The organism is Kitasatospora sp. NPDC093550, assembly GCF_044764985.1.
Lineage (GTDB): Bacteria > Actinomycetota > Actinomycetes > Streptomycetales > Streptomycetaceae > Kitasatospora.
This window is the reverse complement of sequence record NZ_JBIWJF010000001.1, coordinates 465,974-491,865: the sequence shown is the minus strand read 5'-3', so window position 1 is coordinate 491,865 and position 25,892 is coordinate 465,974. Positions and strand designations below refer to the sequence as shown.

23 protein-coding genes and 1 pseudogene are annotated in these 25,892 nt (G+C 73.2%); 9 read left to right on the top strand and 15 right to left on the bottom strand.

Annotated elements, in window-relative coordinates; translation table 11 throughout:
- Positions 1-65 precede the first annotated feature (65 nt).
- Complete coding sequence (locus ACIRD3_RS02080) at positions 66-278, bottom strand: EF-hand domain-containing protein (RefSeq protein WP_402210129.1); 213 nt, start codon at positions 276-278, stop codon at positions 66-68.
- A 176-nt stretch (positions 279-454) separates the two neighbouring features.
- Here ACIRD3_RS02080 and ACIRD3_RS02075 point away from each other — a divergent pair, with 176 nt between their 5' ends.
- Complete coding sequence (locus tag ACIRD3_RS02075) at positions 455-1,123, top strand: lysophospholipid acyltransferase family protein (protein WP_402210126.1); 669 nt, start codon at positions 455-457, stop codon at positions 1,121-1,123.
- Between the two features lie 144 nt (positions 1,124-1,267).
- On the opposite strand, the gene ACIRD3_RS02070 is transcribed toward ACIRD3_RS02075, so the two are convergent.
- Together ACIRD3_RS02070 and ACIRD3_RS02065 are read right to left on the bottom strand one after the other, a co-directional pair.
- A complete protein-coding gene (locus ACIRD3_RS02070) occupies positions 1,268-3,103 on the bottom strand; it encodes an ABC transporter ATP-binding protein (protein ID WP_402210123.1) in 1,836 nt (611 codons plus the stop codon).
- 196 nt (positions 3,104-3,299) lie between these two features.
- Positions 3,300-4,073, bottom strand: a complete 774-nt coding sequence (locus ACIRD3_RS02065) for an SDR family NAD(P)-dependent oxidoreductase (RefSeq protein WP_402210120.1) — start codon at positions 4,071-4,073, stop codon at positions 3,300-3,302.
- Positions 4,074-4,228: 155 nt separating this feature from the next.
- Between ACIRD3_RS02065 and ACIRD3_RS02060 the strand changes: the two genes are divergently transcribed.
- The 4 genes from ACIRD3_RS02060 to ACIRD3_RS02045 are packed head-to-tail and all read left to right on the top strand — an operon-like array spanning position 4,229 to position 7,286.
- Positions 4,229-4,435, top strand: coding sequence for a hypothetical protein (locus ACIRD3_RS02060; protein WP_402210117.1), 207 nt, complete (start codon positions 4,229-4,231; stop codon positions 4,433-4,435).
- Positions 4,436-4,459: 24 nt separating this feature from the next.
- Positions 4,460-5,233, top strand: a complete 774-nt coding sequence (locus ACIRD3_RS02055; RefSeq protein WP_402210115.1) for a hypothetical protein — start codon at positions 4,460-4,462, stop codon at positions 5,231-5,233.
- Positions 5,230-6,165 (top strand): DUF6895 family protein, encoded by a 936-nt coding sequence (locus ACIRD3_RS02050; RefSeq protein ID WP_402210112.1) that lies wholly within the window; start codon positions 5,230-5,232, stop codon positions 6,163-6,165. The genes ACIRD3_RS02055 and ACIRD3_RS02050 overlap by 4 nt, the downstream gene beginning before the upstream one ends.
- Positions 6,162-7,286, top strand: coding sequence for a serine hydrolase domain-containing protein (locus ACIRD3_RS02045; RefSeq protein ID WP_402210109.1), 1,125 nt, complete (start codon positions 6,162-6,164; stop codon positions 7,284-7,286). Before ACIRD3_RS02050 ends, ACIRD3_RS02045 begins: the two co-directional genes overlap by 4 nt.
- 69 nt (positions 7,287-7,355) lie before the next feature.
- Here ACIRD3_RS02045 and ACIRD3_RS02040 read toward each other — a convergent pair.
- Positions 7,356-7,625: pseudogene (locus tag ACIRD3_RS02040) on the bottom strand (GNAT family N-acetyltransferase); the annotation flags it as partial.
- A gap of 403 nt (positions 7,626-8,028) precedes the next feature.
- Positions 8,029-8,700 carry a LysE family translocator gene (locus ACIRD3_RS02035; RefSeq protein WP_402210106.1) on the bottom strand — a complete coding sequence of 224 codons (672 nt, stop codon included), beginning with the start codon at positions 8,698-8,700 and terminating at the stop codon, positions 8,029-8,031.
- Positions 8,701-8,839: 139 nt separating this feature from the next.
- Between ACIRD3_RS02035 and ACIRD3_RS02030 the strand changes: the two genes are divergently transcribed.
- Positions 8,840-10,180 carry a PLP-dependent aminotransferase family protein gene (locus ACIRD3_RS02030; RefSeq protein WP_402210103.1) on the top strand — a complete coding sequence of 447 codons (1,341 nt, stop codon included), beginning with the start codon at positions 8,840-8,842 and terminating at the stop codon, positions 10,178-10,180.
- A 150-nt stretch (positions 10,181-10,330) separates the two neighbouring features.
- Here the strand turns inward: ACIRD3_RS02030 and ACIRD3_RS02025 are convergent, their stop codons facing one another.
- Genes ACIRD3_RS02025 through ACIRD3_RS02015 form a run of 3 tightly spaced genes read right to left on the bottom strand, consistent with a single transcriptional unit; the run spans position 10,331 to position 13,856 of the window.
- Positions 10,331-11,236: an SDR family oxidoreductase gene (locus tag ACIRD3_RS02025; RefSeq protein ID WP_402210100.1), complete on the bottom strand. Its 906-nt coding sequence runs from the start codon at positions 11,234-11,236 to the stop codon at positions 10,331-10,333.
- On the bottom strand, positions 11,233-12,216 hold the full coding sequence (locus ACIRD3_RS02020) for an alpha/beta fold hydrolase (protein WP_402210097.1): 984 nt from the start codon (positions 12,214-12,216) through the stop codon (positions 11,233-11,235). The genes ACIRD3_RS02025 and ACIRD3_RS02020 overlap by 4 nt, the downstream gene beginning before the upstream one ends.
- The gene (locus tag ACIRD3_RS02015) at positions 12,213-13,856 is read right to left on the bottom strand and encodes a flavin-containing monooxygenase (RefSeq protein ID WP_402210094.1); all 1,644 of its coding nucleotides are present in this window, start codon (positions 13,854-13,856) and stop codon (positions 12,213-12,215) included. Before ACIRD3_RS02015 ends, ACIRD3_RS02020 begins: the two co-directional genes overlap by 4 nt.
- A 225-nt stretch (positions 13,857-14,081) precedes the next feature.
- Here ACIRD3_RS02015 and ACIRD3_RS02010 point away from each other — a divergent pair, with 225 nt between their 5' ends.
- Together ACIRD3_RS02010 and ACIRD3_RS02005 are read left to right on the top strand one after the other, a co-directional pair.
- The gene (locus ACIRD3_RS02010) at positions 14,082-14,870 is read left to right on the top strand and encodes a MerR family transcriptional regulator (protein ID WP_402210091.1); all 789 of its coding nucleotides are present in this window, start codon (positions 14,082-14,084) and stop codon (positions 14,868-14,870) included.
- A 59-nt stretch (positions 14,871-14,929) separates the two neighbouring features.
- A complete protein-coding gene (locus ACIRD3_RS02005) occupies positions 14,930-15,919 on the top strand; it encodes an ABC transporter substrate-binding protein (protein ID WP_402210089.1) in 990 nt (329 codons plus the stop codon).
- Positions 15,920-15,998: 79 nt separating this feature from the next.
- Here the strand turns inward: ACIRD3_RS02005 and ACIRD3_RS02000 are convergent, their stop codons facing one another.
- A complete protein-coding gene (locus ACIRD3_RS02000) occupies positions 15,999-17,024 on the bottom strand; it encodes a CPBP family intramembrane glutamic endopeptidase (protein WP_402210086.1) in 1,026 nt (341 codons plus the stop codon).
- A 318-nt stretch (positions 17,025-17,342) separates the two neighbouring features.
- On the opposite strand from ACIRD3_RS02000, the gene ACIRD3_RS01995 reads away from it, so the two are divergent.
- Positions 17,343-17,531 (top strand): winged helix-turn-helix transcriptional regulator, encoded by a 189-nt coding sequence (locus tag ACIRD3_RS01995; protein WP_402210084.1) that lies wholly within the window; start codon positions 17,343-17,345, stop codon positions 17,529-17,531.
- Between the two features lie 95 nt (positions 17,532-17,626).
- Here ACIRD3_RS01995 and ACIRD3_RS01990 read toward each other — a convergent pair whose 3' ends face one another.
- From ACIRD3_RS01990 to ACIRD3_RS01965, 6 genes are all read right to left on the bottom strand, one after another.
- Complete coding sequence (locus tag ACIRD3_RS01990) at positions 17,627-19,270, bottom strand: M4 family metallopeptidase (protein WP_402210081.1); 1,644 nt, start codon at positions 19,268-19,270, stop codon at positions 17,627-17,629.
- Between the two features lie 516 nt (positions 19,271-19,786).
- The gene (locus ACIRD3_RS01985; protein ID WP_402210079.1) at positions 19,787-21,973 is read right to left on the bottom strand and encodes a serine/threonine-protein kinase; all 2,187 of its coding nucleotides are present in this window, start codon (positions 21,971-21,973) and stop codon (positions 19,787-19,789) included.
- Positions 21,974-22,086: 113 nt separating this feature from the next.
- Positions 22,087-23,118, bottom strand: a complete 1,032-nt coding sequence (locus ACIRD3_RS01980) for an alpha/beta fold hydrolase (RefSeq protein ID WP_402210776.1) — start codon at positions 23,116-23,118, stop codon at positions 22,087-22,089.
- A gap of 201 nt (positions 23,119-23,319) precedes the next feature.
- The gene (locus ACIRD3_RS01975; RefSeq protein WP_402210076.1) at positions 23,320-24,078 is read right to left on the bottom strand and encodes a dienelactone hydrolase family protein; all 759 of its coding nucleotides are present in this window, start codon (positions 24,076-24,078) and stop codon (positions 23,320-23,322) included.
- 153 nt (positions 24,079-24,231) lie between these two features.
- Positions 24,232-24,633: a VOC family protein gene (locus tag ACIRD3_RS01970; RefSeq protein WP_402210074.1), complete on the bottom strand. Its 402-nt coding sequence runs from the start codon at positions 24,631-24,633 to the stop codon at positions 24,232-24,234.
- Between the two features lie 74 nt (positions 24,634-24,707).
- A complete protein-coding gene (locus ACIRD3_RS01965) occupies positions 24,708-25,622 on the bottom strand; it encodes a (2Fe-2S)-binding protein (RefSeq protein WP_402210071.1) in 915 nt (304 codons plus the stop codon).
- Between the last annotated feature and the right edge of the window lie 270 nt (positions 25,623-25,892).

Below are 25,892 nucleotides of genomic sequence, written 5' to 3'. Positions count from 1 at the left end.
CGGGGGCCTCGGGTCGGACGGGGCCCGGTGCCGCCGGTACGGCGACCGGCCCCGTCCGCGCTGGCTCAGCGCTGGCGGGCGGCCAGGAACTCCTCGAAGGTCAGGACACCGTCGTGGTTGGTGTCCATGCTGTGGATCAGCGCCTCGGCCACCGAGAGGGTGACGTCGTGGTCGCCCATCTCGTTGGCCGCCAGCGCGTACTCGGCCGCGGTGATCTTGCCGTCGCCGTCCTTGTCGAAACGGTCGAAAAAGGCCTTGATCGCCTCGGTGGTCTCCATCGTGCCCTCCTGGGGTACTGCGGGGTCTTGCTCTGTTCGGACGGCCGTACCCTACCCGGCCGTGGTGTTCGCCACGGTGGGCGGGAGTGGACGGGCGCGGGGGTGGGTGTCGTAGTCTGCGGATCTGATTGCGGGCCCGGGCACCTCCCGGGCGGTTGTTCGTCCAGGGAGGGAACATGCTCGACCTCGTCACCAGGCTGGTGCTGAAACCCGTTTCGCGCGGGATCTGGCGGCCGGTCATCGAAGGTGCCGAGAACGTGCCGCGCAAGGGTGGGGTGATCCTGGCCAGCAACCACCTGTCGTTCATCGACAGCGTGGTGATCCCGCTGACCGCCCCGCGCCGGGTGCACTTCCTCGCCAAGGCCGAGTACTGGACCGCCCCCGGGCTCAAGGGCAAGCTCTCCAAGGGCTTCTTCGAGGCGATCGGCGCCGTGCCGGTCGAGCGCGGCACCTACCGTTCCGCTCAGGCCTCGCTGGAGTCGGCGCTGCAGATCCTGGAGGACGGCAAGGCCTTCGGCATCTACCCCGAGGGCACCCGTTCCCTGGACGGCCGCCTCTACCGGGGCAAGACGGGCGTCGCCTGGCTCGCGCTGACCGCGGGCGTCCCCGTGGTGCCGGTCGCGCTGGAGGGACCGGAGCAGATCCTGCCGGTGGGCAAGCGGGTGCCGCGGCTCAAGAAGGTGACGGTCCGCTTCGGCGAGCCGCTGCACTTCGACGAGCTGCACGGGCAGGCCCGCTCGCTGAAGGCCCGTCGGCAGGTGACCGACGAGGTGATGGCGGCGATCCAGCGGCTCTCCGGCCAGGAGGTCGTGGAGAGCTACAACGAGGTGCCGAAGGCGGCCTGACCGCCCCGCAGGCGGGTCCGGGTTCGGGTCAGAGTCCGGCTACGGGTCAGAGCGCGGGTTCGGGTCAGAGCGCGGGTTGGAGTCAGAGCCCGGCTACGGGTCAGAGCACGGGTCGGGGTCCGGTCGTGTCCGCAGCGGCCCGGCTCAGAGGTGGCCGAGCGCCGCTTCCGGCACGGCGGCCTCCGCCGGTGCCTCCCGGCGCAGCAGGGCCGCGTACCGGCCGTCCAGCTCCACCAGCTCCTCGTGGGTGCCGAGTTCGACCACCACGCCGTGGTCCAGGACCGCTATCTGGTCGGCGGCGCGGACGGTGGAGAGCCGGTGCGCGATGGTGATGGTGGTCCGGCCGGCGGCCAGGGTGTCCACGGCCTGCTGGACGGCGCGTTCGGTGCGGTTGTCCAGCGCGCTGGTGGCCTCGTCGAGGATGAGCACCGGCGGGTTGCGCAGGATCGTCCGGGCGAGCGCGAGGCGCTGCTTCTCGCCGCCGGAGAAGCGGTAGCCGCGCTCGCCGACCAGGGTGTCGTAGCCGTCCGGCAGGGCGGCGATGGTGTCGTGGACCTGGGCGGCCCGGGCGGCCTCGACCAGTTCGTCGTCGGTGGCGCCGGGTTTGGCGAAGCGCAGGTTCTCGGCGACCGAGGCGTGGAACAGGTAGGTCTCCTGGGAGACCACGCCGACCGCGCGGGCCAGGGTGTCGAAGGAGAGTTCGCGCACGTCGACGCCGTCCAGCGTGACCCGACCGCCGGTGACGTCGTACAGCCGCGGGACGAGGTAGCTGAGGGTGGTCTTGCCCGAACCGGTCTCGCCGACCACGGCCAGGGAACTCCCGGCCGGGACCCTGAGGTCGAGGCCGGCGAGGGTGGGGCGCTCCTGCGCGGGGTCGTAGCGGAAGTCGACGGCCTCGAAGCGGACCTCGCCGCGGACCTCGGTGAGCGTGACCGGGTCGGTGGGTTCGGCGATCTCCACCGGCAGGTCGAGGTATTCGAAGATGCGCTGGAAGAGCGCCAGCGAGGTCTGGACGTCCACGCCGGTGGACAGCAGGCTCACCGTGGGGCGGAACATGCCCTGCTGGAGGGTGACGAAGGCGATCAGGGTGCCGACCGAGACGATCGGCGCGCCGGCCGCGGAGGTCAGCCCGGCCGCCCAGTAGATCAGCGCGGGCATCGCGGCCATCACGATCTGGATGGTGTTCATCCGCCAGCGTCCGGCCATGCTGGCCCGGACCTCGAGGTCGGCGAGCTGGTCGGACTGCGCGGTGAACTCTCGGGCGAGCGAGTCGGAGCGGCCCATGGTGCGGCCGAGCAGGATGCCGCTGACCGAGAGCGACTCCTGGACGGCCGAGCTCATCGCGGCCAGCTGCTTCTGCCGCTCGGTGGTGATCTTCTTGCGCTCCTGGCCGACCCGGCGGCTGATCCAGACGAACAGCGGGAGCAGGACCAGGGAGACGACGGTGAGCCGCCAGTCGAGGGCGACCATGGCCACCACGGAGGCGACCACCGCGGTGAGGTTGGAGACCAGGCTGGTCGCGGTGGAGGTCACCGTGGACTGCATGCCGCCGATGTCGTTGGCGATCCGGGACTGCACCTCGCCGGTGCGGGTGCGCGTGAAGAAGGCCAGGGACTGCCGCTGCAGGTGCCCGTAGACGGCGGTGCGCAGGTCGTGCATGACGCGCTGGCCGACGGTGGTGGAGATCAGCGTCTGCAGGACGTTGAAGATGCTGTTCACCACGGCGGTGAGGATCATTCCGAGCACGAGCAGGGTGAGCAGCCCGGTGCGGCCCTGCGGGATGGCAGTGTCCAGGACGGCCCGCAGCAGGAACGGCGAGACGACCGAGACCACGGCGGAGGCCGCGACCAGCAGGCCGACGGCGGCGAGGCGGCCGCGGTACGGGCGGAAGAGCGCGAGGATGCGCCGCCACGGGGCCGGTGGGCGGGGCTCGCCCTCGGCGCGGTCGGGCGGGGTCCAGTCGATCGTGGTGGGCCTCAAGGGCGGTCCTCCCCGGATGGGACGGTCGGGCGGGCGCCCTCAGCATAGCGAGGATGGCTCATAGTTAGGCAAGCTAATAGTGAGGTGCACTCTATTCCCTTGCCGCCCCGGGCCGTCTCCGCGCCCCTCGGCCCCCGACCGACCGCCCTAGCGACAGCGGAGGGCCCGGCCCCCGGGGCCCGCCCGACCTCGGGCCTCAGTTCGTCCGGTACGTCCGCGCCGCCTTGGAGGAGAGGCCGCCGAGCCCGCCGGACGGCAGCATCCGGGCGATCGCGACCGCCAGCTTGTAGCGCTTGCTCGGCACGGACAGGGACCGGCCGCGGGCCAGGTCGCGCATCGCCTCGTCCACCACCCGCTCCACGGACAGCCAGGACCAGGACGGGATGTTGCCGGTGCCCATGCCGGCCCGCTCGTGGAACTCGGTCCTGGTGAAGCCCGGGCACAGCGCCATCATCCGCACCCCCGTACCGCCGAGGTCGCGCAGCACGCCCTGGGTGAAGCTGACCACCCAGGCCTTGCTCGCCCCGTACGTGCCGCGCGGCAGGAAGGCCGCCACCGAGGCCACGTTGACGATCGCGCCCCGCTGCCGCTCGCGCATCCCGGGCAGCGCGGCCGTGGTCAGCCGCAGGACCGCCTCGATGTGCACCTTCAGCATGTCCAGCTCGTCCTGCAGCGGGACGGCCCCGAAGGCGCCCTTGTTGCCGAAGCCGGCGTTGTTGATCAGGAGGTCGACCGGGCGGGCGGAGTCGGCGAGCCGGGCCTCGACGGCGGCGATGCCCTCGTCGGTCGCCAGGTCGGCGGTCAGCACCTCCGTCTCGACGCCGTACTTATCGGTGAGGTCCGCGGCGGCGCGCTCCAGGCGCCCGGTGTCGCGCGCCACCAGGACGAGCTCGTAGCCGCTGCGGGCGAGCCGGCGGGCGAACGCGGCTCCGATGCCGGCGGTCGCGCCGGTGATCAAGGCTGTGGTCATACCCCCGACCGTACCGACTCGCCGCAGTCGAGCCCACACCGAGTGCAACGCCCCTGCTCAGCGGGCTGCGGATGCAGGCGGTCGATCGTGCTCGTAGTGTCGGACAGGGGCATCGCCCGACCGGGTGATGAAATCCAGGCGAGGAGGCACATCTGATGCTTACTCAGTTCCGTACCGAATCGGCGTCGACGTCACTCACCGCGACGTCCGCCGAGGCCGAGACCCTAGCGAGCCTGATGGTGGAGGACGAGGCCGTCGTGTCCGACGCGCCCACGTACCTGCCGGAGGCCGCCGGCGCCGCCCTGCTGCTGGGGCTGCTGCTGCTCTCGCCGAAGGGTCCCAAGGAGAAGCCGACCCGGTAGCGGGTCCCGTCGGGCACCGCGCCCGTGTCCAGCCTCTCGAAGGAGGACCGCCTCACCATGCCGTTCGCCGAGACCCCACTCCGTGACGAGTACGCCGCGGCGGTCCAGCGAGTGGCGGGCCGCACCCTCGACGCCCTGCGGGACGGCGGGGGTACGGCCGCGCTCACGGACCCCGGCACCGCCGCCCCCCGCCCGCTGCTGGCCGCCGCGCGGGTGCTCGGCGGCGACCTGTTCGCCCCGCAGCTGCTCGTCGGCGCCGAACCCGACGGAGCCACCGCCGCACTCCTGGCCGAAGCACGCCGGGCGCTTCCCGCGCCGGTGCCCGCGTCCGAGGAGGCCGCGCTGGTGATCGGGTGGCAGGACTGGGCAGCCGCTCGGCTGCTCGCCCGCACGCCGTACGGGGACGGCGGGCAGCCGCCCGCGCCACCGCTGCGGCGATCCGGGCCGCTCTCCGGGATGCTCTCCGGGCCGGAGGCCCTCGGCTGGCAGGCGTGGTCGGTGCGCATGGCGCAGCTGTCCGTCCTCACGCTGCCCGGGCTGGACGGCCCGGTGCACGACGCCGCCCGGGCGAACACCCTGGACCTCGCCCGCGGCACCGTCCGCGCCATGCTGCGGCGCGACCCGGCCACCGCGGTCCGGCTCACCCGCTGGCTGGCCCGAGTCCGCGCCGACGGCCGCCCGGTACCGCTGGAGGTCGAACCCCTCCTGGAGCGGATCCGCCTGGTCGGCGATGGAACCGCCCGCTCCGAACTCGAACTCGCCATCGCCCAGCGGCTGTTGAACGGGGCCACCAGATGACCGACACCCAGCTGCTCGCCACCGCCCAACAGCTCGGATCCCGCGCGCTGGCCTGGCTGCACGCCGGCTACAAGAGTGGCTACGGCAGGCTCCAGGACAACACGGTGATCGACCTCGCCGAACCGAACGACGTCTACAAGCCGCTCTGCGAGGTGGCCCTCGCCTCCTCCCTGGTGCTGCGCGACGGCGTCACCGGCCCGCACGACGCCGCGCTGGCACGCGACCTCCTCGACGTCGCCTGGGCCCAGCTGCGGGAGGGCGACCTGCTGTACGAGCGGCAACTGCGGCACGTCACCGTCATCGACCCGCTGGAGACCTACGGCCACTTCGCCCGGGTCGGCTACCGCCACGGCGCCCTGGAGGAACTGCTCGACTCGATCGGCCGGCTCCGGGCCGTGCACGCCGTCGAGATCCCGGCCAACCGCAAGCTCGCCCTCGCCAACGCCCGGCGGATCGCCGGCCTCGAACCCCCACCGGACTGGGCCGCCCTGGCCGGGTCCACCTGGCTCGGTGCCCTCCCCGAGCCGTGGACCATCGCCTGGGTGATCGGGTACCACGTCACCCACACCGTCTTCCACCTCACCGACTGGGGCGCCCGGCCGGAGTGCCTGCCCGAACCGATGCGCGACTACCTGCGCGACTGGCTGCCGGTCTGGCTCGACATCTGGCTGGAGATCGAGCAGTGGGACCTCGCCGGCGAGCTGCTCATCGTCGATTCCTGCATCGGGGAGCCGATCACCGGGTCCGTCGGCTGGGAAGCCCTGGCCGCGGCCCAGCAACCGGACGGGCTGATCCCCTGCGAGGGCTCCATGCCCGACTACGACGACCCGGAGGACGCCTTCCGGGACCACGGACACACCGCCGTGGTCGGGGTGGTGGCCGCGACCGTCGCACTGTCCCGCGCGCTCGGCGGGACGCCGGTGGCCGCGTGAGCGAGCTCTCTTCCACGGAACGGGCGGCGGTGCGGGCGGCGGCGCGGGCCTCCGACCGGGCCTCCGACCGGGACGCCGTCCGGGCCGCCGACCGATCCGACCTCCGGGACGCCGTTCGGGCCGCCGTGCGGGCTGCCGGGCCGTACGCCACCGCCGTCACGGTCGCCGTCGCCCGTGGGGACCGGGAGGAGATCCTGTGCTTCGGGCGGCTCGGTCGCTCGCCGGACGCGCCGGTGTGCACGCCGGACACCGCCTTCGAACTCGGTTCCGTCACCAAGACGTTCACCGCGCTGCTGCTGGCGGCCATGGCCGTGCGCGGCGAACTCGCCCTGGACGACCCGGTGGAGGTGCACCTGCCGCGCAACTGGCGCCCGGCGACCGTCTGTTCGCCAGAGCCGATCCGGCTGCTGCACCTGGCCACCCACACCTCGGGCCTGCCCCGACTGCCGCCCGGGCTGCTCACGCGGGCCGCGCGGGCCTGGTGCAGCAACCCGTACGCCGCGTACGGGGACGACCGGTTGAGGGCGGGGCTGGCGCGAACCACGGTGCGCGCGAAGCCCGGCAGCCGGTACCGGTACTCCAACTACGGCGTCGGACTGCTCGGCCGGGTGCTCGCCGAAACGGGCGGACTGCCGTACGACGAACTGCTCGCCGAACGGGTCTGCCGGCCGCTCGGACTGCGCTCGACCACGTGCCGCCCGGACGCGCCGGAGGCGGCCGTCGGGCACCGGCACGGACGGGAGCTCCCTCCCTGGCACATCCCCGGGCTGCCGGGAGCGGGCGCGGTCCGGGCGAGCGGAGCCGACCTCCTGCGCTACCTGCGGGCCCATCTCGACGGCAGTGAGGGCGAGTTGGGCGCCGCGCTGCGGGACGTCCAGCAGCCGAGGCTACGGCTCCCGCACTCGGCCGACCGGCTCGGCCTGGTCTGGACGCGGCGCCGGTCCGGCGATCGGGAGCTGTGCTTCCACACCGGCGGGACCCGCGGGTTCACGGCCTTCGTCGGGTTCGCCCCGGACGCGGCGGCCGCGGTCGCGGCACTGGCCAACACCGGGCCGGCGCTGGACGGGCGGTTCGTGCAGGCCGGGTACGAGGTGCTGCGCGCCGCCGCCCGGGCGGGGTAGGGCGTGCATCGAAAGCACGGACAGGCCGGGCGGGGTGATGTCCCGGTCCGGCCCGTCCGCTCTCTGCCAAAGGTCGAGCTGATACCGGTGTGTCGTGTGCGTGGGTGTGCAGCCGAGACCGTCGTTGACCCGTCGCACGTGCGCGTTGCCGTCGGCGGTGTCGGTCAGGAGGTCACCGAGGCCCGGATAGTCCCTGTGGGCCTGTCGGACCGACTCGGCCTTCATCCATCGGCCGAGGCCGTGACCTCGGTGCTCGGGCAGCACCCCCGTGCCGTGGTGCCGGCCGTCACCTGTGCCGTTGCCGGGGATGACGAGTCCGGTGAAGGCGGCGATCGAGCCGCAGAGTTGAGCTCGGCCGCCTCTTGACTGATCCCTGACTGACGGCGAAACGCCGCGGCTCGCCGGGGCGTTTCCTCAGTTCAGCGCAAGCCGTCCGTGTCGTCGTGCTCTTCGCCGACTGGGAGTGGCCGACGGTCCTCCACCGGGTCATCGCTGTACATGACCGCGGAGACCGCTCTGTCGTAGGCATCGTCGAGGCCGTTACCGCTTGCGCCGAGTATGTTCTCCCAGTCAATTCCCATACCTGCGAGCCTACCCGTAGTGTTCGAGGAACCGAGCGATGTGGGCGTTGAGCTCGTCCGCCTGGGCACGATCGCAGCTTCCTCTCCTGGAAGGTGGGCGGCCCGGCCAGCCTCGTCATGGTCGGAGACCCATGGGTAACCAACGTCCGGCAGTTTTATACCTAGACCGCGACCGCCCTGGCACGGTCGGCGGCGATGTGCACGGCCAGCCCGGCGAGGACGGTGCCCATCACGTAGCGCTGGATCCGCAGCCAGACCGGGCGGCGGTTGAGGAAGGCGGCGATGCTGCCCGCGCTCATCGCGATCAGGCCGTTGACGGTGATCGCGACGGCGATCTGGGTCAGGCCCAGCAGCAGGCTCTGCAGGGCGACGTGGCCGCGCTCGGGCGCCACGAACTGGGGCAGCAGCGAGATGTACATGATGGCGATCTTGGGGTTGAGCAGGCAGGTCAGGAAGCCCATCGCGAACAGGCGGCGGGGCGGGTCCGGTGCCAGCTGCTGCGGGGCGAAGACCGCGGTGCCACCCGGCTTGACCGCCTTCCAGGCCAACCAGAGCAGGTAGCCGGCGCCGGCCAGCTTGATCGCGGTGTAGAGGGCGGGCACCACCGAGAACACCGCGGCCACCCCCGCCGTCACCGCGACGAGGTAGACCAGGAAGCCGACCCCCACCCCGAGCAGCGAGATCAGCCCGGCGCGGCGGCCCTGGGCTATCGAGCGGGAGACCAGGTAGATCATGTTGGGCCCCGGGGACAACACCATGCCCAGTGCCACGGCGGCGATCCCGAGCACGGCGTGGCCGTCCACGGCGGAGGTCAGCGCTTCCACGTCGTTCATGGAAGGAGGCTAGGGCGGGCGGCTGACTCGGTGCAATGATGACTTTGCGCTCGGTGCAATGTGCGGAGCGGGGACGGGTCGCGAGAACCGGGGTGCGAGAACCGGGGTGTGAGGACTGGGTTGGGAGGACCGGATACCGATGGACGACTACCGCCTGATCGCCGACCAGGTCGCCGCCGAGATCGCGGACGGGCGACTGCGGCCGGGCCAACAGCTGCCCACCCAGCGGGCGTTCGCCCGCGCTCGGGGGATCGCCGGCTCGACGGCGGCGCGGGTCTACCGCGAACTCGCCCGGCGCGGGGTGACCGTCGGGGAGGTCGGGCGGGGCACCTTCGTCCGGGCCGGGCGCGGGACGGACGGCGGGCTGGTCGCGCTCGCCGAGCCGGCCGCCGAGCCCGTGGACCTGCAGCTCAACTACCCCACCGCCCCCGGGCAGGCCGAGCTGCTGGCCGGCGCGCTGGCGCCACTGCTGCGCGCGGACGCGCTCGACGACGCGCTGCGACCGATCGGCGCGGCCGGCACCGGCCCCGCCCGGCGGGCCTTCGCGGGCCTGCTCTCGACCGCCTCCTGGGAAGTGGGCGCGGCGGACCTGCTGTTCGCCGGCAACGGGCGGCAGGCCATCGCCGGAGCGCTCGGCGCGCTGGTGCCACCCGGGCAGCGGCTGGGGGTGGAGGAGCTGACCTACCCGGTCGTCAAGGCGGCGGCGGAGCGGCTCGGCATCCGATTGGTGCCGCTGGCGGTCGACGAGGACGGGCTGCTGCCGGACGCCGTCGCGGCCGCCCACCGGAAGGCGCCGCTGCGCGCCGTGTACGTGCAGCCGCGACTGCAGAACCCGCTCGGCGTGAGCCTGCCGCGGGAACGGGCGCTGGCGCTCGCGGAGGAGCTGCGGCGGCTCGACCTCCCGGTGGTCGAGGACGCCATCTGGTCCTTCCTACGGCCCGGGTCGGCGCCGCTGGCCGCGCTCGCGCCGGAGCGGACCGTCCTGGTGGACAGCCTCTCCAAGCGGCTGGCCCCCGGCCTGACCACGGGGTTCGCGGTGGTCCCGGCCGGGCTGCGGGAGCAGGTGGCGGGTGCGCTGCGCTCCGGCGGGTGGACGCCGAGCGGCTTCGCCCTGGAGGCGGCGGTGCGCTGGATCGGGGACGGCACGCTGGCGGCGGTCGAGGCGGCGAAGCGGGCCGACGCGGCGGCCCGGCAGCTGCTGGCGCGCGAGGCGCTGGCGGGACAGCGGCTGCGGGCCGACCCGGGCTCGTACTACCTGTGGTGGGAGCTGCCCGGGTCGTGGCGGGCGGAGACCTTCGTCGCGGCGGCGGCGCGCGCCGGGATCTCGGTCACGCCCGCGACGGCGTTCGCCGTCGATCCGCGGCGCTCGCCGGCCGCCGTCCGGGTCGGCCTGGCCTCGCCGCCGCTGCCGGTGCTGGCGCGGGCGCTGGGGACGCTGGGGAGGATCGCGGCGGGAGGGGCGGGGGTGGAGGAGGGGTGACGGATGACAGCTGACAGATTTCAAAATCTGTCAGCTGTCATCTGTTCGCTGTCATCTGTTCGCTGCTATCTGTCGGCTGTCATCCGTCGGCTGTCATCTGTTCGCCGGCATCCGTCGGCTGGCATCCGTCGGCTGCCGCCCGTCCAGCCGTCAGCCGCCCGAGCCGCTGCGGCTCCCCCGGGCCGCCGTGTCCGCCGCACCACCGGCGCCGACCGCGCGCAGACGACTCGCGGCGGTGGCGGCGAGCTGGGGGGCGAGCCGGGCGACGTCCCGGGAGCCGACCACCGCGATCAGGCTCGGCAGCAGCCAGCGGGCGGGCTGCATGCCGCGCAGCCAGGCCTGCGCGTAGACGTGGGCGGAGCGTCGCGCGATCCCGGCGACGATCCGGTCCACCGCCGGCTCCAGCGGGTACGTCTTGTTCGCCGGCCACGGCAGCCGGGCCCGCATCTGCTTCAGTACGGAGTCCTCGTCGGCGCCGCGCACCATGTCGGTGTCGGTCCAACTCAGGTACCCGACACCGACCTTCACCCCTTGGTAGGCCACCTCGGCACGGATCGAGTGCGCGAAGGCCTCCACCCCGGACTTGCTGGCGCAATACGCGCTCATCAGCGGTGCGGGCGTCAGCGCGGCGAGCGAGGCGATCTGCAGCAGGTAGCCGCCGCTCTCGATGAGCGCCGGCAGGAAGGCCCGAGCGGTGGCGACACTGCCGAGCAGGTTCACCTCGATGACCCGGCTGAACGCCCGGTGGTTGCTGTCCATCAGCGGTCCGCCGATGGCGATCCCGGCGTTGGCGACGACGGTGTCCACCCGCCCGTAGTGCTCCTTGATCCGTCGGGCGGTGTCCTCCAGCGCCTCCAGGTCGGTGACGTCCACCTCCCAGCTGGTGGCGTCCGGACCGCACTGGGTGGCGGCGGCCTTCAGCTCCTCCGGTTCCAGCCCCAGCAGGGCGACCTTGGCGCCGCGCCGGGCGAGCTTGCGGGCCAGCGAGGCGCCGACCCCGCGGGCGGCCCCGGTCACGACGACGACCTGCGCGGACAACGGCGGGATGGCGTTCATGCGACAGCGGTCCTCTCCTCGGTGGAGCCTTCGGCGGGAACGGCGGAAGGCGCGGACTGCGACGGCGCGCCCACCAGGTGCTGGGCGGCCATCCGGTGGATCTCGGCGGCGACCTCCGTCGGCCGTTCCAGCGGCGACATGTGCCCGACGCCGGGCAGCAGCAACAGCCCCTGCGGGTCCTTGAGCCCGGCGACCATCCGGTGCGCGTGCACCGGCGGGGTCAGCCGGTCGTCGGTGCCGACCACCACGGACGTGGGCGCGGTGAGCCGGGCCAGCCCGGCGTGGACGTCCAGCCGGTCGAGCACCGCGGCCCAGTTGGCGCGGACGGACGTCGGGCAGGCGTGCACGATCCGGGCCGTCGCCTCCACCTGCCCGGCGGGCGAACCCGGTCCCATCGTCGCGTACTTGAGCGCCACCCGACTGACCGGCGAGACCGGTCCGAGCGGCAGCCGGGAGCGCAGCAGCTGCCGGTGCAGGAAGCGGCGCAGGCCCGGGGAGCGCACGGCCGGGGGCAGCACGGTGAGCTCGGCCACCAACTCGCTCGGCCCGGTGGAGATCAGGACGGCGGCGGCGGTGCGCTCGGCGACCTCGGCGCGGCCGGCGGCGGCCATGATGGTCATCCCGCCCATGCTGTGCCCGGCCAGGACGGCCCGCTCCCCCGCCGGGACGGTCCGTTCGAGCACGGCGGACAGGTCCTCGGCGAGCGCCCGGGTCGAGTAGCGGACCCGGCTCGGCGGGATCTCGCTGTGCCCGTGCCCGCGCTGGTCGTAGGCCACCACCCGGTAGCGGTCGGAGAGTTCGCGGATCACCGGGGCCCAGAAGGCGGTCGAGCAGGTCCAGCCGTGCGCCAGCACCACGGTGGGCGCGCCGGGTTGGCCGTGCACCTCGACGTGCAGCCGGATGCCGTCGGCCGACCGGACGCTCAACTCCTCGACGGGCGTCGGTGGTTCGTACTCGGCGGGCAGGCGGACGGAGTTCACGCGGAGACCTCCTGGACGGGCCGGGCGGTGGCCGGCGCGGTGCGCATGATGAGCTCGTACTCGCCGAGGTCCACCGTGCGGGTGGCGCGGCGGAACGAGGTGGTGGAACCGGGCCAGAGCACGGTGTTCTTCCCGTTCGGGTCGAGGTACCAGCTGCGGCAGCCACCGGTGGTCCAGACCGTCCGGTCCATCCGGTGCTGCAGTTCCAGGTTCCACTGCCGCTGGGCGCGCGCGGTCGGCTGCATCGCGGCGGCACCGATCGAGCCGAGCGTGGTCAACGCGTCGATCATGTAGTTCAGTTGGGACTCGATCATCAGGATCATCGAGCTGTTCCCGAGGCCGGTGTTGGGCCCGATGACGAAGAAGAGGTTGGGGAATCCGCGCACCGTCGAACCGCGCAGCGCCTCCATGCCGTCCTTCCACTCCTCCGCCAGGCTCTTCCCGTCGGCGCCGAACACCCGGGCGCCGATGGGCATGTCGGTGACGTGGAAGCCGGTGCCGAAGACGATGGCGTCCACCTCGTGCTCGCTGCCGTCGGTGGCCACCAGCGTGGAACCACGCACCTCGCGCAGACCGGAGGCGACGACCTCGGTGTTGGCCGCGGCGAGCGCCGGGTAGTAGGTGTTGCTGAGCAGGATGCGCTTGCAGCCGATCCGGTAGTCCGGGGTGAGCTTGGCGCGCAGCGCCGGGTCCGGGACGCCCTGGGCGATGTGGCGTTCGGCGAGCTGCTGGACCAGGCGCAGCAGCCCGGGCCGGCGGACGAAGGCGTCCACCTGGAGCTCGCGGAGGGCGAAGAGGGTGCCGCGACGGATCTTCGCGGTGACCGGCAGGCGGCCGTGCAGCCACTTCTCCAGCTGGGTGATCTCGCGGTCGCGGCGCGGTAGGACCCAGGCCGGGGTGCGCTGGAAGACGGTCAGCTTGCCGACCTCGGGCTGGATCGACGGGATGATCTGGGCGGCGGAGGCGCCGGTGCCGACCATGGCGACGCGCTTGCCGGTCAGGTCGAAGTCGTGGTCCCAGCGGGAGGAGTGGAACACCTTGCCGGGGAAGCCGCTCAGGCCGGGCAGGTCGGGGATCTGCGGGTCGGCGAGCGGCCCGGCGGCGGAGACGACAGCGTCGGCGGTCCACTGGCCGGCCGAGGTGGTGATCCGCCAGCGGGTCTCGTCGCTCTCCCAACGCGCCTCCAGAACCTCGGCGTTGAAGCGCAGGTGGGGGCGGAGCCCGAACACGGTGGCGACCTTCTCCAGGTAGGCGCGGATGTCCGGCTGGCCGGAGAAGCTCCGCGGCCACTCGGCGTTGGGCGCGAAGGAGAAGGAGTACAGGTGCGAGGGCACGTCGCAGGCGCAGCCGGGGTAGCTGTTGTCCCGCCAGGTGCCGCCGACGGAGTCCGCGCGCTCCAGGACCACGAAGTCGGTGATCCCGGCGCGGCGCAGCCGGACTGCGGCACCGAGGCCGCCGAAGCCGGAGCCGATCACCGCCACCCGGACGTGCGGGACGGCCCGGTCCGGCACCGTGGGCGTCTCGGCGTCGGAGGTGCCGGCCACGCCGGACGCACCGGAAGTGCCGGATGCACCGGACGCGCGGGAAGTGCCGGATGCACCGGACGCGCCGACGCGGGGGCGCTTGCTGCTGGATGCCATGCGGCCTCCTCCTGAGGGTGGGCGGTGCTCGTCGCGCTCTCCGGGAGCCTGCCCCCGGAACCCTGCCAATCGCGCCAGTAATCACTGGCGCGATTGGCAGGGTAGCCCTTGCTGACACCGGATGGAAGAAGCCCGACGGCCCCGATTCCTGGATCGTCCCGAGATCCTCCCGGGATCCCTCCGGGAGCCGTCCGGGTTCCGGGAGCCTTCCCGGCCGACGGACCTATGCTGATCGCCGTGGACAAGGTCAGAGCTGCTGCGGGCGACAGAAAACGCGAGTACCGGGTGGAGGAACTGGCCGAAGCGGCCGGCATCACCACCCGCACCCTGCGGTTCTACCGCGAGCGCAAACTGCTCCAGCCGCCCCGCAAGGAGGGCCGGATCGCCTGGTACGGCGAGGAGCACCTGGCCCGGCTGCGGATGATCGGCGGGCTGCTGGAGCGCGGCCACACCCTCGGCGGCATCGCCGAGCTGATCGGCGCCGGGGAAAGCGGACGGGACGTCGCGGGCCTGATCGGGCTGGAGGCGGCCATCGTCGCACCCTGGTCGGACGAGACGCCGGTGCGCCTGGACTGGGAGGAACTGAAGGCCGCTTTCGGCGACCAGCTCACCGAGGAGAACACCGCCGAGGCGATCGCCCAGGACTACATCACCGTCGAGGAGGACGGGATCACCCACGTCAGCCGTCGCCTGATGGACGCCACCACCAACCTGGTGGCGGAGGGCGTGCCGCTGTCGGCCGTACTGGACGCCAGCCGACGCATCCGGGAACACGTGGACGCCATCGCCGAGATCTTCATCGAGCTGGTCACCGAGCACCTGCTCAGCGCACTGTCCGCCGACACCCCGCTCCCGCCCGGCGAGGCCGCCCGACTCACCGAACGCATCCTGCGGGTGCGACCGCTGGCCCGGACCGTCGCCGACGCCCAGTTCACCCTCGCCATGGACCGCCGGGTGCACGCGGAGTACGAGGAACTGCTGCGCCAGCGACGGGAGTACGACTCCGAGGCGTAACGGGCCGACCACGGGGGCAGGAATTCCCGCGCCCCGCCCGTACGTTGGAGGTTCCGTCGATGCCCAGACCCGTCAGCCGCCGCGCCGCGCTCGGCCTCGCCGCCGGACTCGCCCCGGGGCTCGCCCTCGCCGCATGCGGCACCGACTCGCCCGCCCCGGCGGGCGGTTCACCCGGAAGCGGTGGGGGTGGCGGCGGGACCCGGGTGATCCGGCACGCGCGCGGCGAGAGCACCGTACCGGCGCGGGCCGGCCGGGTGGTGGTGCTGGACACGGACGCGCTGGACTCGGTGGTCACCCTCGGCCTCGCCCCGGTCGGCGCCACCACCGTCAGCGCGGGCGCGCCCTTCCCGAGCTACCTCCCGGCCGAGCGGCTGAGCGGGACCAAGGCCGTCGGCACGATCGGCCAGCCCAGCCTGGAGACGATCGCGGCACTGCGGCCGGACCTCATCCTCAGCAACCAGGTCCGCGACGACAAGCGGTACGACGAGCTGTCCAAGATCGCGCCGACCGTGCTCTCCAAGACCACGGGCCCGACCTGGAAGGAGAACGTCCGACTGCACGCCGAGGCGCTGGGCCGCCAGGCCGAGGCCGAGGCGGCGGACGCGGCGTACCGGACGAAGCTCCGGGACCTGGTCACCGCGATCGGCGGGCCGGCCAGGGCCGCCGCCACCCGGGTCGAGATGGCCCGCTTCCTGGCGGGCGCGCCGACCAGGCTGTACCTCAACGACACGTTCGTCGGCTCGCTGTTCAAGGACCTCGGCCTCGGCCGGCCGGCCAATCAGGACAAGCCCGGCTTCTCGATGGAGATCAGCCCTGAGCAGGTGGACCAGGCGGCGGCCGACGTCATCTTCTACTCGGTGTACGGCGACGCGACCAAGTCCGACCGAGGGAAGATCACCGAAGGCTCGCTGTGGAGGAACCTGGACGCCGTCCGCAACGGGCGGGTGTTCCCGGTGGACGACAACGTGTGGATGCTCGGCATCGGGTACACCGGCGCCGGCCTGGTCCTGGACGAGATCCGCAAGGACCTGGCGGCGGCAGGCGGGTGACAGATGACGGATGACAGCTTTCAGATGACAGATTTCAACATCTGTCATCTGAAAGCTGTCGGCTGTCATCCGTCAGCTGTCATCCGTCAGCCGTTCTCCGTCCGCCGTCGTCCGTCATCCGTCGTCCGTCATCCGTCGGCCGTCGGCCGTCCGCGGACATCAGTTCGCCGACATCTGTTCGCAAGCGCCCGGTGAACGCGAGGAAGGCGACGAACGCACCGAGGACGATCCAGCCGGGCCAGCCACCGAGCCCCATGGTGAGCGGATCCAGCTCGGCACCCGGAGCGGCGAACTCCTTGACCATCGACACGCTCATGCTGCTCGCGAAGGTGTGCGCCAGCACCGCCGGGACCACCGACCCCGACCGCAGCCGCAGCCAGGTGAAGACCGGCAGGACGAGCACACAGCTCACCACGAACGCGGGCACCGCCACGTACCAGGGCCGCCCCGGGTACTGGCCGCCCATCAGCAGCGGCGGCAGGTGCCAGAGCGCGAAGGCCGACCCCGTGAGCAGGTACGCCCGCACCAGGGCCCCCGTACCGGCACCGCCGCCGAGCCGGACCAGGCGGGGGAACAGGAAGCCCTGCCACCCGAGCTCCTCCCCGAGGAAGAGCGGCAGCGAGAACGCCATCCCGATCACGCCCCGCACCGCCCAGGACCCGACCGCCCCCTCGTCCAGCGCGCGGAACCCGGCGAACGGGTAGCTGCCGGACAGCGTGCCGAGCACCAGCACCGCGGTCGTCAGCCCACCGAGCACCCCGATCGGCAGCAGGCAGGCGCGGACCGCGCGGCCCCAGGGCCGGGGCCAGTGCAGCGCCAGGGCGTCCCGCACACCGCCACTCCCACCGGTCCCCCCGTGCCCGCCCTCGCGCCCGCGCTCCACGAAGCGGACCACGAAGAGCGCCGCCAGCGCCGGCGCGAACATCGCGGCGCCGATGCAGAGTTGCTCCAGACCGCCGACTTCCTCCCGGGCGTCGGCCCGCCGGTAGCCGACGGCGAGCAGCGGCGCCATGGCCGCCCACATCCCGGCGTAGGCGAGGACCAGGTAGAGCAGCAGGCCGCGCCGGCGGCTCGCACGCGGCGGAGACTGAGTCAGTAACGTCATGCCGGGGACGCTACGGACCCGAAGGATGCCCCGGTAAGCACGTCCACTGCCGTTCCGGGGAGTTGCCGACCACCGGCCGAATGGTCGAGTTTTCCGGGTGTACGGCGCCGCACCGCGCGTGCTAGCCCTGCTAGCACCTCGTGTCCGGCCCTCACCCGGGCCCCGCCGAGGGCCGCCGTCATCGCGCCCGTGCGGATGATCCCGATTCGCATGCCCACTCCTCGCCGTCATGATCCGACCGCGGCACGTCCCGACCGCGACCGGTCCGAACTGCCGCCGTCGGCACGCTAGACGGGCCGGGCCCGGCTGGCCTTCGAGGTGATCGCCAACCGCTGGGACAGCGTGGTCGTCCACGTCCTCGGCGAGCGCGGACCGATGCGCCCGCGGGCGTTGCTGGACCGGATCGGCGGGGTGCTCAACGAGGCGCTGCGCCGGCTGGAGTCCAACGGCCTGGTGGTGCACCGTCGTTACGCCGAGGTGAAAGAGCTTCCCGACAACGACACTTGATCGTTGGTCAGCGAATACGGAAGCGGGGCGGCGGGACGACGGTGGTCCGCACACCGTCGCCCCGCCGCCCGCGCACCCTTCCGACTACCCCCGGCTCAGTTGACGTTCACCGCCGTCCAGGTGGCGGCGACCGCGTTGTACTCCGTGCTGCCCGAGCCGTACAGGTCGGCCGCCGCGCTGAGGGTCCCCGCACGGGCGCCCGCGTAGTCGGTGGTGGAGGTGAAGTACGTGGTCAGCGCCTTGTACCAGATCTGCGCGGCCTTGTCCCGACCGATGCCCGCGAGCGACGAGTTGTCGTACGTCGGGCTGTCGTAGCTGAACCCGTTGATGGTCTTCGCGCCGCTGCCCTCGGCCAGCAGGTAGAAGAAGTGGTTCGCCACGCCGGACGAGAAGTGGACGTCCAGGCTGCCGACGTTGGCGTCCCAGTAGTCCGCGGACTGGCCGTCCTTGCTCGGCTGGTCCATGTAGCGCAGCGGGGTGCCGTTGCCGTTGAGGTTGATCAGCTCGCCGATCTGGTAGTTCGGCGGGTTGGACGGCAGGTTGGAGTACCACTCGACCATCGTGCCCATGATGTCCGAGGTGGCCTCGTTGAGGCCGCCGGACTCGCCCTCGTAGTTGAGGTTGGCGGTCGCGGCGGTGACGCCGTGGGTCATCTCGTGGCCGGCCACGTCGAGTTCGGTGAGCGGGGCGGCGTTGCCGCTGCCGTCGCCGTACGACATGCAGAAGCAGTCGTCGCTCCAGAACGCGTTGACGTAGTTGGAGCCGTAGTGCACCCGGCTGAGGGCGCCGACGCCGTCGTTGCGGATGCCGTTGCGGCCGAAGGTGTTCTTGTAGAAGTCCCAGGTGGTGGCGGCGCCGAACTGAGCGTCCACGGCGGCGGATTCGCGGTTCGCGGTGGTGCCGTCGCCGAAGCGGTTGCTGGTGTTGGCGAACAGCGAGCCGCTGCCCGAGGTGCCGTTGCGCATGTCGGCGGTGGACTGGCCGCCGCGGCTGTCGTCCTTGAGCTGGTACCGACCGCCGCTCTCCGCGGTGGTCAGCGGGACCTGGCCGACGAAGACACCGTTGCCGGTGCCGGCGGCGGTCTGGACCTTCTCGTGGGTCGAGAGCACCTGACCGGTCGCGGCGTCGGTGACCAGGACCTGACTGCTCGGGGTGCCGTCGGCGCGCTCGCCTTCGACCGTGGTGCGGTAGGCCAGGCGGGGGTTGCCGTCGGCGGCCCAGACCACCAGCTCGGCCGTGCCGGTCCGGTGGACACCGGTCAGCGGGGACTGGTCGGCGTCCAGGGTCACCCCGACGGTGGCCTTGACGGCGCCGGTGGCCTGCGCGGCGGCCTGGTCGGCCGGGACCTCGGGGGTGACGCTCGGCAGGGCGATCCGCGCGGAGACCGCCTTGTTCACCGACTTCACGGCGCCGTCGGCCTTCTGGTGGACGACCAGGTCGCCGCCGATCACCGGCAGGCCGGCATAGGTGCGCTCGAAGCGCAGGTGACGGGTGCCGTCCCGGTCCACCACGGCGTCCTTGGCGACCAGTTGCTCCTGGTCGCCGAGGCCGAGCGCCTTGGCGAGCGGGCCGGCCTGGCCGCTCGCCACCGCGAGCACCGCCGCGTGCTGCTCCGCGGCCTGGGCCTGCGGCGAGGGGGTGGCCGGCGAGGCCTGGGCGGCGGAGGTGCTGACCTGGATCACACCGGTCAGCAGGGCCGTGGCCGAGAGTACGGCGACAGCCGCGAGCTTTCGCTTCACGTACGAAGTCCTTCCGGGAAACCGCGCAGGGACGCGGTCGCACCTCGTCCCGGGGGCCGGGTCGGCACCTGTGGGGCGGAACGGGCGCTGACGTGCTGAATCCCGTGGAGTCGAGCGGCTTGCCACCGAGGGGTGGGGGTGGGGGCTACCGCTGGGGGATGAACAGAAGCATGACGATCCGACAGAGAAAATGACAGGTCCGCCTCAGGAGTTGGCCAGGTCCCGCCAGTAGGTGAAGGCCGTTCACATGGTGGACGTATCGGGACGATTCACCCGCCGCCGGAGATCGTCGCCACCCGAAACACGGTCGATCGCCTGCGGAGACGACTGTTCGCTCATCGAACGCGGATTCAGACCGCCGGACGGGCCGGTCGGCGAACGACTTTTACAACTGTGTAGAAGATTCCATGCGGCGCCTTGACGTTCCGGTGGCGGGATTCCGCCACCGGAACGCCGCCCGACCCCTTGTCCGGCGGCGGAGCGCCTGCTAAAGCTGCGCCGCCTCGGGGACGCGCGCTACTGCAGCCGCCACTCCTGGGCCGTGTTGCCGGGGGTGCAGGCGACCATGGTGACCTCGTTGCCCGGGCCGTTGCTGGTCATGCAGATCGAGTTCATGTAGTCGGCCAGCGTGTACGAGCCCGCGGTGGAGCCGTTGCGGACGGTCCAACTGGTGAGGTAGCTGAACCCGGTGGTGGCCACGACCTTCCCGTCCGTGGTCTGGACGAGCGCCGGTCCGCCGTTGTTGCAGGCGTTGTAATGGATCCAGGTGCCCGGATCGGTGGACCGCACCCAGCCGTACTGCGACGCGCCGCCGAGGACGATCGGATTCTCACCGGTCAGGCTGTCGTTGCGCATTCCGATCGCGCGGTTGTCCCGCACGCTGACGATGGTGGTCCAGCTGCTGCCACCGCAGGACGCGGGCCGGCTCGGGCTCTGCGGGGCCGCCGTGGTGCCGCCGCCCGAGGTCTGGGCCGGCGGCTGCGGGTTCTGGTTGGCGGGCGGGGCGGGCGGATTGCCGCCGGCACCGCCGCCGGGCTGGTTCGCCTGACCGCCGGCCGCCCCACCGTTGTTGGACGCGCCGCCGTTGTTGGACGCGCCGCCCGCACTCGTGCCCGTACCGCCGGCCCTGGCGCCGCCCGCCGTGCTCCCGCCGGCTCCGCCCGGGGCCGGCGCCGGAGCGGGGGCCTGCTGCTGGTTCGGGGCACCGGGAGCCGGCTGCTCCCCGTTCGAGGTGGCCGCCGGGGCGTCGGTGGGCGGGGGCGCCGTGGCGGGCGCGGTGGTGGTCGCGGCCGTCGGGGTGCCGCCGGCCGGGCTCGCGGGGACGGTGACCACCACGGTCGACTGCGCTGCGGGCGGCGCGGCGGCGTCGGAGCCGCCGGGGCTGCGGTCGATCAGCAGGGCGGTGGCGGTTCCCATCGAGATGATGACCGGGATGATCACGGGCACCAGCAGGGTGCGCCGGGAGCGGCGCCCGCCGGGCTCGGTCCGGGCCTCCGGCCGCACCTTCGCGACCTCGTCCGGCGAAGGCGTCGGGGCCCCGCCCGCGTCGGCGACGACCACCTCGGCCTTGGCCCCCGAGCCGGCTGCGGCGCCGGTCGCTGACTTGACCGGCCCGCCCTCGGCCCCCTTGGCCCCGCTCTCGGCCGCCTCGGCCCCGCCCCCGGCCGCCGCCGGTTCCGCTCCGGGCCGGAGCGCGATCGTCCGGCTTGCCGACGCCCCGGCACCGGCACCGGCACCGGCCATGGCACCGGCATCGGCCGCGCCCGCACCCCCGCCCCCGCCCCCGCCCGTGCCCGTGCCCGTGCCCGCAGCAATGGCACCGGAGCCGGAGCCGGCCCCGACCCCGGCCGCGCGGTCCGCGCCCCGGAGTCCGTCGATCGCCGCGCGCGCCGCCGCCGCCATCGCGGCGGCGTCCGCGTACCGCTCCTCGGGCTTCTTCGCCAGCGCCCTGGCGACCAGCACCCGCACGGCCGCCGGGAAGGTGTCCGGCAGTTGTGGCACCGGCTGGTTGACGTGCTTGAGCGCGATCTGCAGCGGCCCCTCACCGGAGTACGGCGGCTCGCCGACCAGCAGTTCGTAGCAGACCACGCCGATCGAGTAGAGGTCGGTGGCCGGTCCGAGGGTCGCTCCCTCGGCCTGCTCCGGGGACATGTAGAGCGCGGTACCGATGATCGCGAACGGGGCGGTGAGCTTGGTGCTGGCGATCGCCCGGGCGATCCCGAAGTCGGTGATGGCCACCCGGCCGTCGGTGCGCACCATCAGGTTGGACGGCTTGACGTCCCGGTGCACGATGTCCCGCTGGTGGGCGGCGTGCAGTCCGTCCAGGGCGGCGGCCACCAGCTCCAGGGCGCGCCGGACCGTCAGCGGCCCGGTTTCGGCGAGCACCAGGTCCAGCGGGCGGCCGTCGATCAGCTCCATGACGATGTAGGCGCAGCGCTCGCCGCCGTCGGCGTCACCACCGCTCTCGCCGTAGTCGTGGACGTGCACGACGCCTGGGTGGTCGATGGCCGCGACCAGCTGGGCCTCCCGACGGAAGCGCTGGGCGGCGGTGCCGTCCTCGAACAGCTCGGAGCGCAGGATCTTGACCGCCACCTGCCGCGCCAGCACGGTGTCCTCGGCCCGCCAGACCGAGCCCATCGCGCCGCCGCCGATCCGCTCGACCAGCCTGTAGCGCCCGCCGAGCACGGTGCCCACCCCGCTCATGCCCCTGCCCCCCAGTGTGTCGTGACCCTCCCCGACGGGTCATCGGCACACAGTGTGCCAGAGCGTGTCGTGTCCTCATCCGCTCGGTAGTGCATGGGAATTGAGCACAACTGTCAGTTTTCCCGGAGGTATCGGGCGTGGTCGGACACCTCCAGGACAGCCGCGATCACGGCCCGGGGCCGGTCCGTGTGGACGGCGTGACCGGCGCCGCGTACCAGCATGTGCGTCCCCCGGACGGCGCGGGACGCGACCTGCGACTGCAGGGCGGTCCAGCGGGAGCGCATCGCCCGGGGCAGCCCCTCGGTCGCGCTCAGGACGGCCACCGGCACCGGGGGCAGGTGCGCGGCGGCGCGCCGCCGCCGGAGCTCGGGGACGACGACGGCCGTCAGCCGGTTCTCGGCGAGGACGGTCCACCGCTGGTGGTGGTGCGCGATCACGGCCGCCTCGGCCCGGGCGAGCGGATCCCCCGACCCGGGCACCGAACCCGCCAGTGCCGTACGGAGCAGCCACAGCCGGTTCAGGGCCGCTCCGGCGACGCGGACGGACGGCGGCTGGAACTCCTCGTGCGCCGGGTCCACCAGGACCAGCCCGGCGACCAGCTCCGGCCGTTGCCAGGCCAGTAGCTGGGCCAGCTGACCGCCCCAGCTGTGGCCGACCAGGACGGCCGGGCCGGCGTCCAGGTACCGCACCAGGGCGGCGAGGTCAGCGAGTTGGTCCTCCAGGCTCGGGGGCGCGACCCGGCCCGTGGCCGCGCCGGCGTCGTGAGCGGAGGCGGCGTGAGCGGAGTTGGCGTGAGCGGGGGTGGCGCGAGTGCCAGCGGCATGAGCGGTGGCGGCGTGAGCGGGGGCGCGGTGCGGCTCGCTGGCGCCGAGCCCGGCCCGGTCGTACGCCACCACCCTCCCGTGCCGGGCGAGTTCGGGCAGCACGGGGGTCCAGGTGAGCGAGGAGGTGCCGCTGCCCGCGATCAGGATCACCGGCGCCCCACTGCCGCGCCCCGCCTCCACCCAGCGCAAAGCCCGTCCGTCACGGTCGAGTTCGCCCGGCGACACTCCGCCGGGCGTGCATTCGGCGAATGCCCGCACGATGGCGTCCTGGACGCTCCGCAAGCCCGACCCGGTCTGCACCTGTCCCCCGTTGCCCTGCATGGTGTGCACGTACGGCCCCCTGGATCCGTCGTCCGGCCACGTTCCGCCGGGCGCCGTGTTCCCCCCGATGCCCCGCGTGAAGCGGCCCAACTCCTCGTCTGACCAACGACGTTGTACGCCCCGATGCTCCGGCACCCGAACTCCGCCTGTCCGGTGGATGAACCGGAGGACAACAGATCGGACGCGGACCGTGCCGGCTCGTCAGGCCGGCAGGACCCGCCGCAGCAGGCCGAGCAGGGCCTCCCAGTGCCGTTCGTCGGCGGCCGCGTCGTAGCGGACCGTGTCGGCCTGGGTGTAGCCGTGCAGGGCGCCGCCGTAGACCTCGGCCCGGAACCGGACGCCGGCGGCGGTGAGAGCCGCGGCGAGCCGGTCGATCTGCTCGGGAGGCAGCGACTCGTCCTGGTCGGCGTGGCCGAAGTACAGCTCGGCGGTGATCCGTTCGGCACCCAGGTGCGGGCTGTCCGGGCGGTCGGTGGCGAGGTTGCCGCCGTGGAAGCCGGCCGCGCAGGCGATCCGGTCGGGGTGGCTGGCGGCGGTGCGCAGCGCGAGGAGGGCGCCGCGGCAGTAGCCGGTGAGACCGACCGGGCCGTCCTGGACCAGCGGGGACTCGGCCAGCCAGCGCAGGAAGGCGTCCGCGTCGCGGGCGGTCACCTCCGGGGTGAGGGAGGCGAGCAGCGGGCCGAGGCGGTCGAAGAGCTCATCGCCGTCCTCGGGGTCTATCAGCTCCGGCACTTCGACCACCGGCGCGCGGCCGTGGCGGTAGTAGGCGTTGGGGACGAGCACGGTGTACCCGGCCGCGGCGAGCCGGTCGGCCGACCGCTTCAGGTGCGGCCGGAGCCCGAAGGCGTCCATGTAGAGGAGGACGCTCGGGTGGGCCCGGTCGTCGTCGGGGTGGGCGAGGTAGGCGTCGGCGGTGCCGTCCGCCGTCTTGATGTCCACGAGGGTTCCGCGCACGGGCATGGTGGTGGCGCTCCTTCCGTCCGTGCGGCAGCCTAACCGCCGCGCGGGCGCGCGGTGGTGACGACCACCCGACTCGACCAGCGGAACGACCGGCAGGACGACTGGCAGGACGACCGGCAGGACGACCGACCGGCGGCGGAACGGGGCGGCCGGTCAGGCCCCCCAGGTACGGGAGCAGAGCACCAGCCGGTAACCGTCCGGGTCGGCGACCGTCACGCCGTACTCGTCCCAGTACGGGTTGTGGGCCTTGACGCGGGTGCCGCCGGCCGCCTCCAGGCCGGCGACCAGGGCTTCGTCCACCGGCTTGCCGAGGTAGACGACGAACAGGTCGTCCACCGTCGGGGTGGGCTCCAGCGGCCGCTCCGGGTCGTGCGTCAGCTCGAAGTGCCAGGCGCCGCCGGGCGGGCCGACCATCAACAGGTCGTGCTCGCCGGAGACCCGCTCGGTGGTGCGCCACAGCACGTCGAGGCCGAGGCCGCCGACGTAGAAGCGCTCGGCCGCCGCGAGGTCGCGCGAGGGACGGGCGATCCGGACCCGCACGGTGGAATCGATCATGTCGTCGACCATAGCCGACGCCACTGACAGCGAACCCCCGTGAAGCCCGCCCCCGTACGCCCCTGGACGGCCCGTCAGAGTCGGCGCAGCCGCTCCTCGTCGGAGGTCCGCGGGCAGGTCAGACAGGCGGCGGCCTCGGGCCCGACGGCGTAGTAGAGGCAGCAGCCGAGCCGGGTGCGGGTATGGTGGGCGCGCCCGTCGGGAGTGTGCAGGCGGCGGAAGGCCGCGGCGCCGGGCAGCGGTTGGGTACCGCCGGGCAGCACGGCCCCGGCCGCCGCGACGGCGGCGTCCTCCGCAGCGGTGGCGCCCTCCGCGACGACGGCGCCCTCGACGACAGCGGCGCGGACGGGGGCGACAGGGGCTGCGGGGGCGACGCGGCCCGCGGGGTCCGCGGGGTCCGCCTCGTCGAGCATCCGGCCGAGGTACCAGATCGCGGAGGCGAGGTCGTCCGTGACCATGCCCCAGAGCGCGCGGTCGCGGCGGCGGGTGGGACCGGCGAACGCCGCCAGCACCGGCTCGACGTGCGCGACCACGGCGGCCCGCAGTTCGGCGCGGAGCTCGTCGTCGCCGGACAGGGTGACGTACCCGCGCGGGCGCAGGGCGAGCGCGCCGGTGGGCGCGTGCAGCCAGAGGTCGGCCGGGTCGACGACGGGGACCCGCCGGGCCAGGTGCCAGGGGCCGGCGACGATCAGGCAGGCCGACCAGACGTAGTGGTGGAGCAACCGGGAGGCGGTGACGTGCGGCCGCGGGGCACGGCCGTGCTCGGCGGCGATGCGGGCCTCCTCGCCGGCCAGGACGGCGGCCAGCGCCCGCTCGTCGGCGGCGAGTTCGGCTCCGGAGTACCAGCCGTCGGCGGTGGACGGGCGCGGTTCGGCGGTGTCGAGCAGGCGCAGGTCCAGCACCGGACACAGCTCCAGGAGGCGCCGGTAGTCCCCGGCCAGGGCGGAGGACGCCGCGAGGGGCAGGGCTCCGCGAGGCGCGACGGACATGGGTGTTCCGGGAACCATCGACACTCCCGAGATCGATTCCGTATGATCGATTAAGGTGAGGCTCACCTTACAATGCCTCATGCCACCCGGCGACCACGCACGACCCCGATGATCGGCACGCTCGATCGGCGCGCTCGGTCAGCACGCTCGATCGGCACGCTCGATCGGCACGCTGACGCGCGCACTGACACGCACGCCGACACATCGGACCAAGCGGCCCAACCGACCCATCCGAACGATCCGGCCCAACCCGCTCAACCGGACCAACCC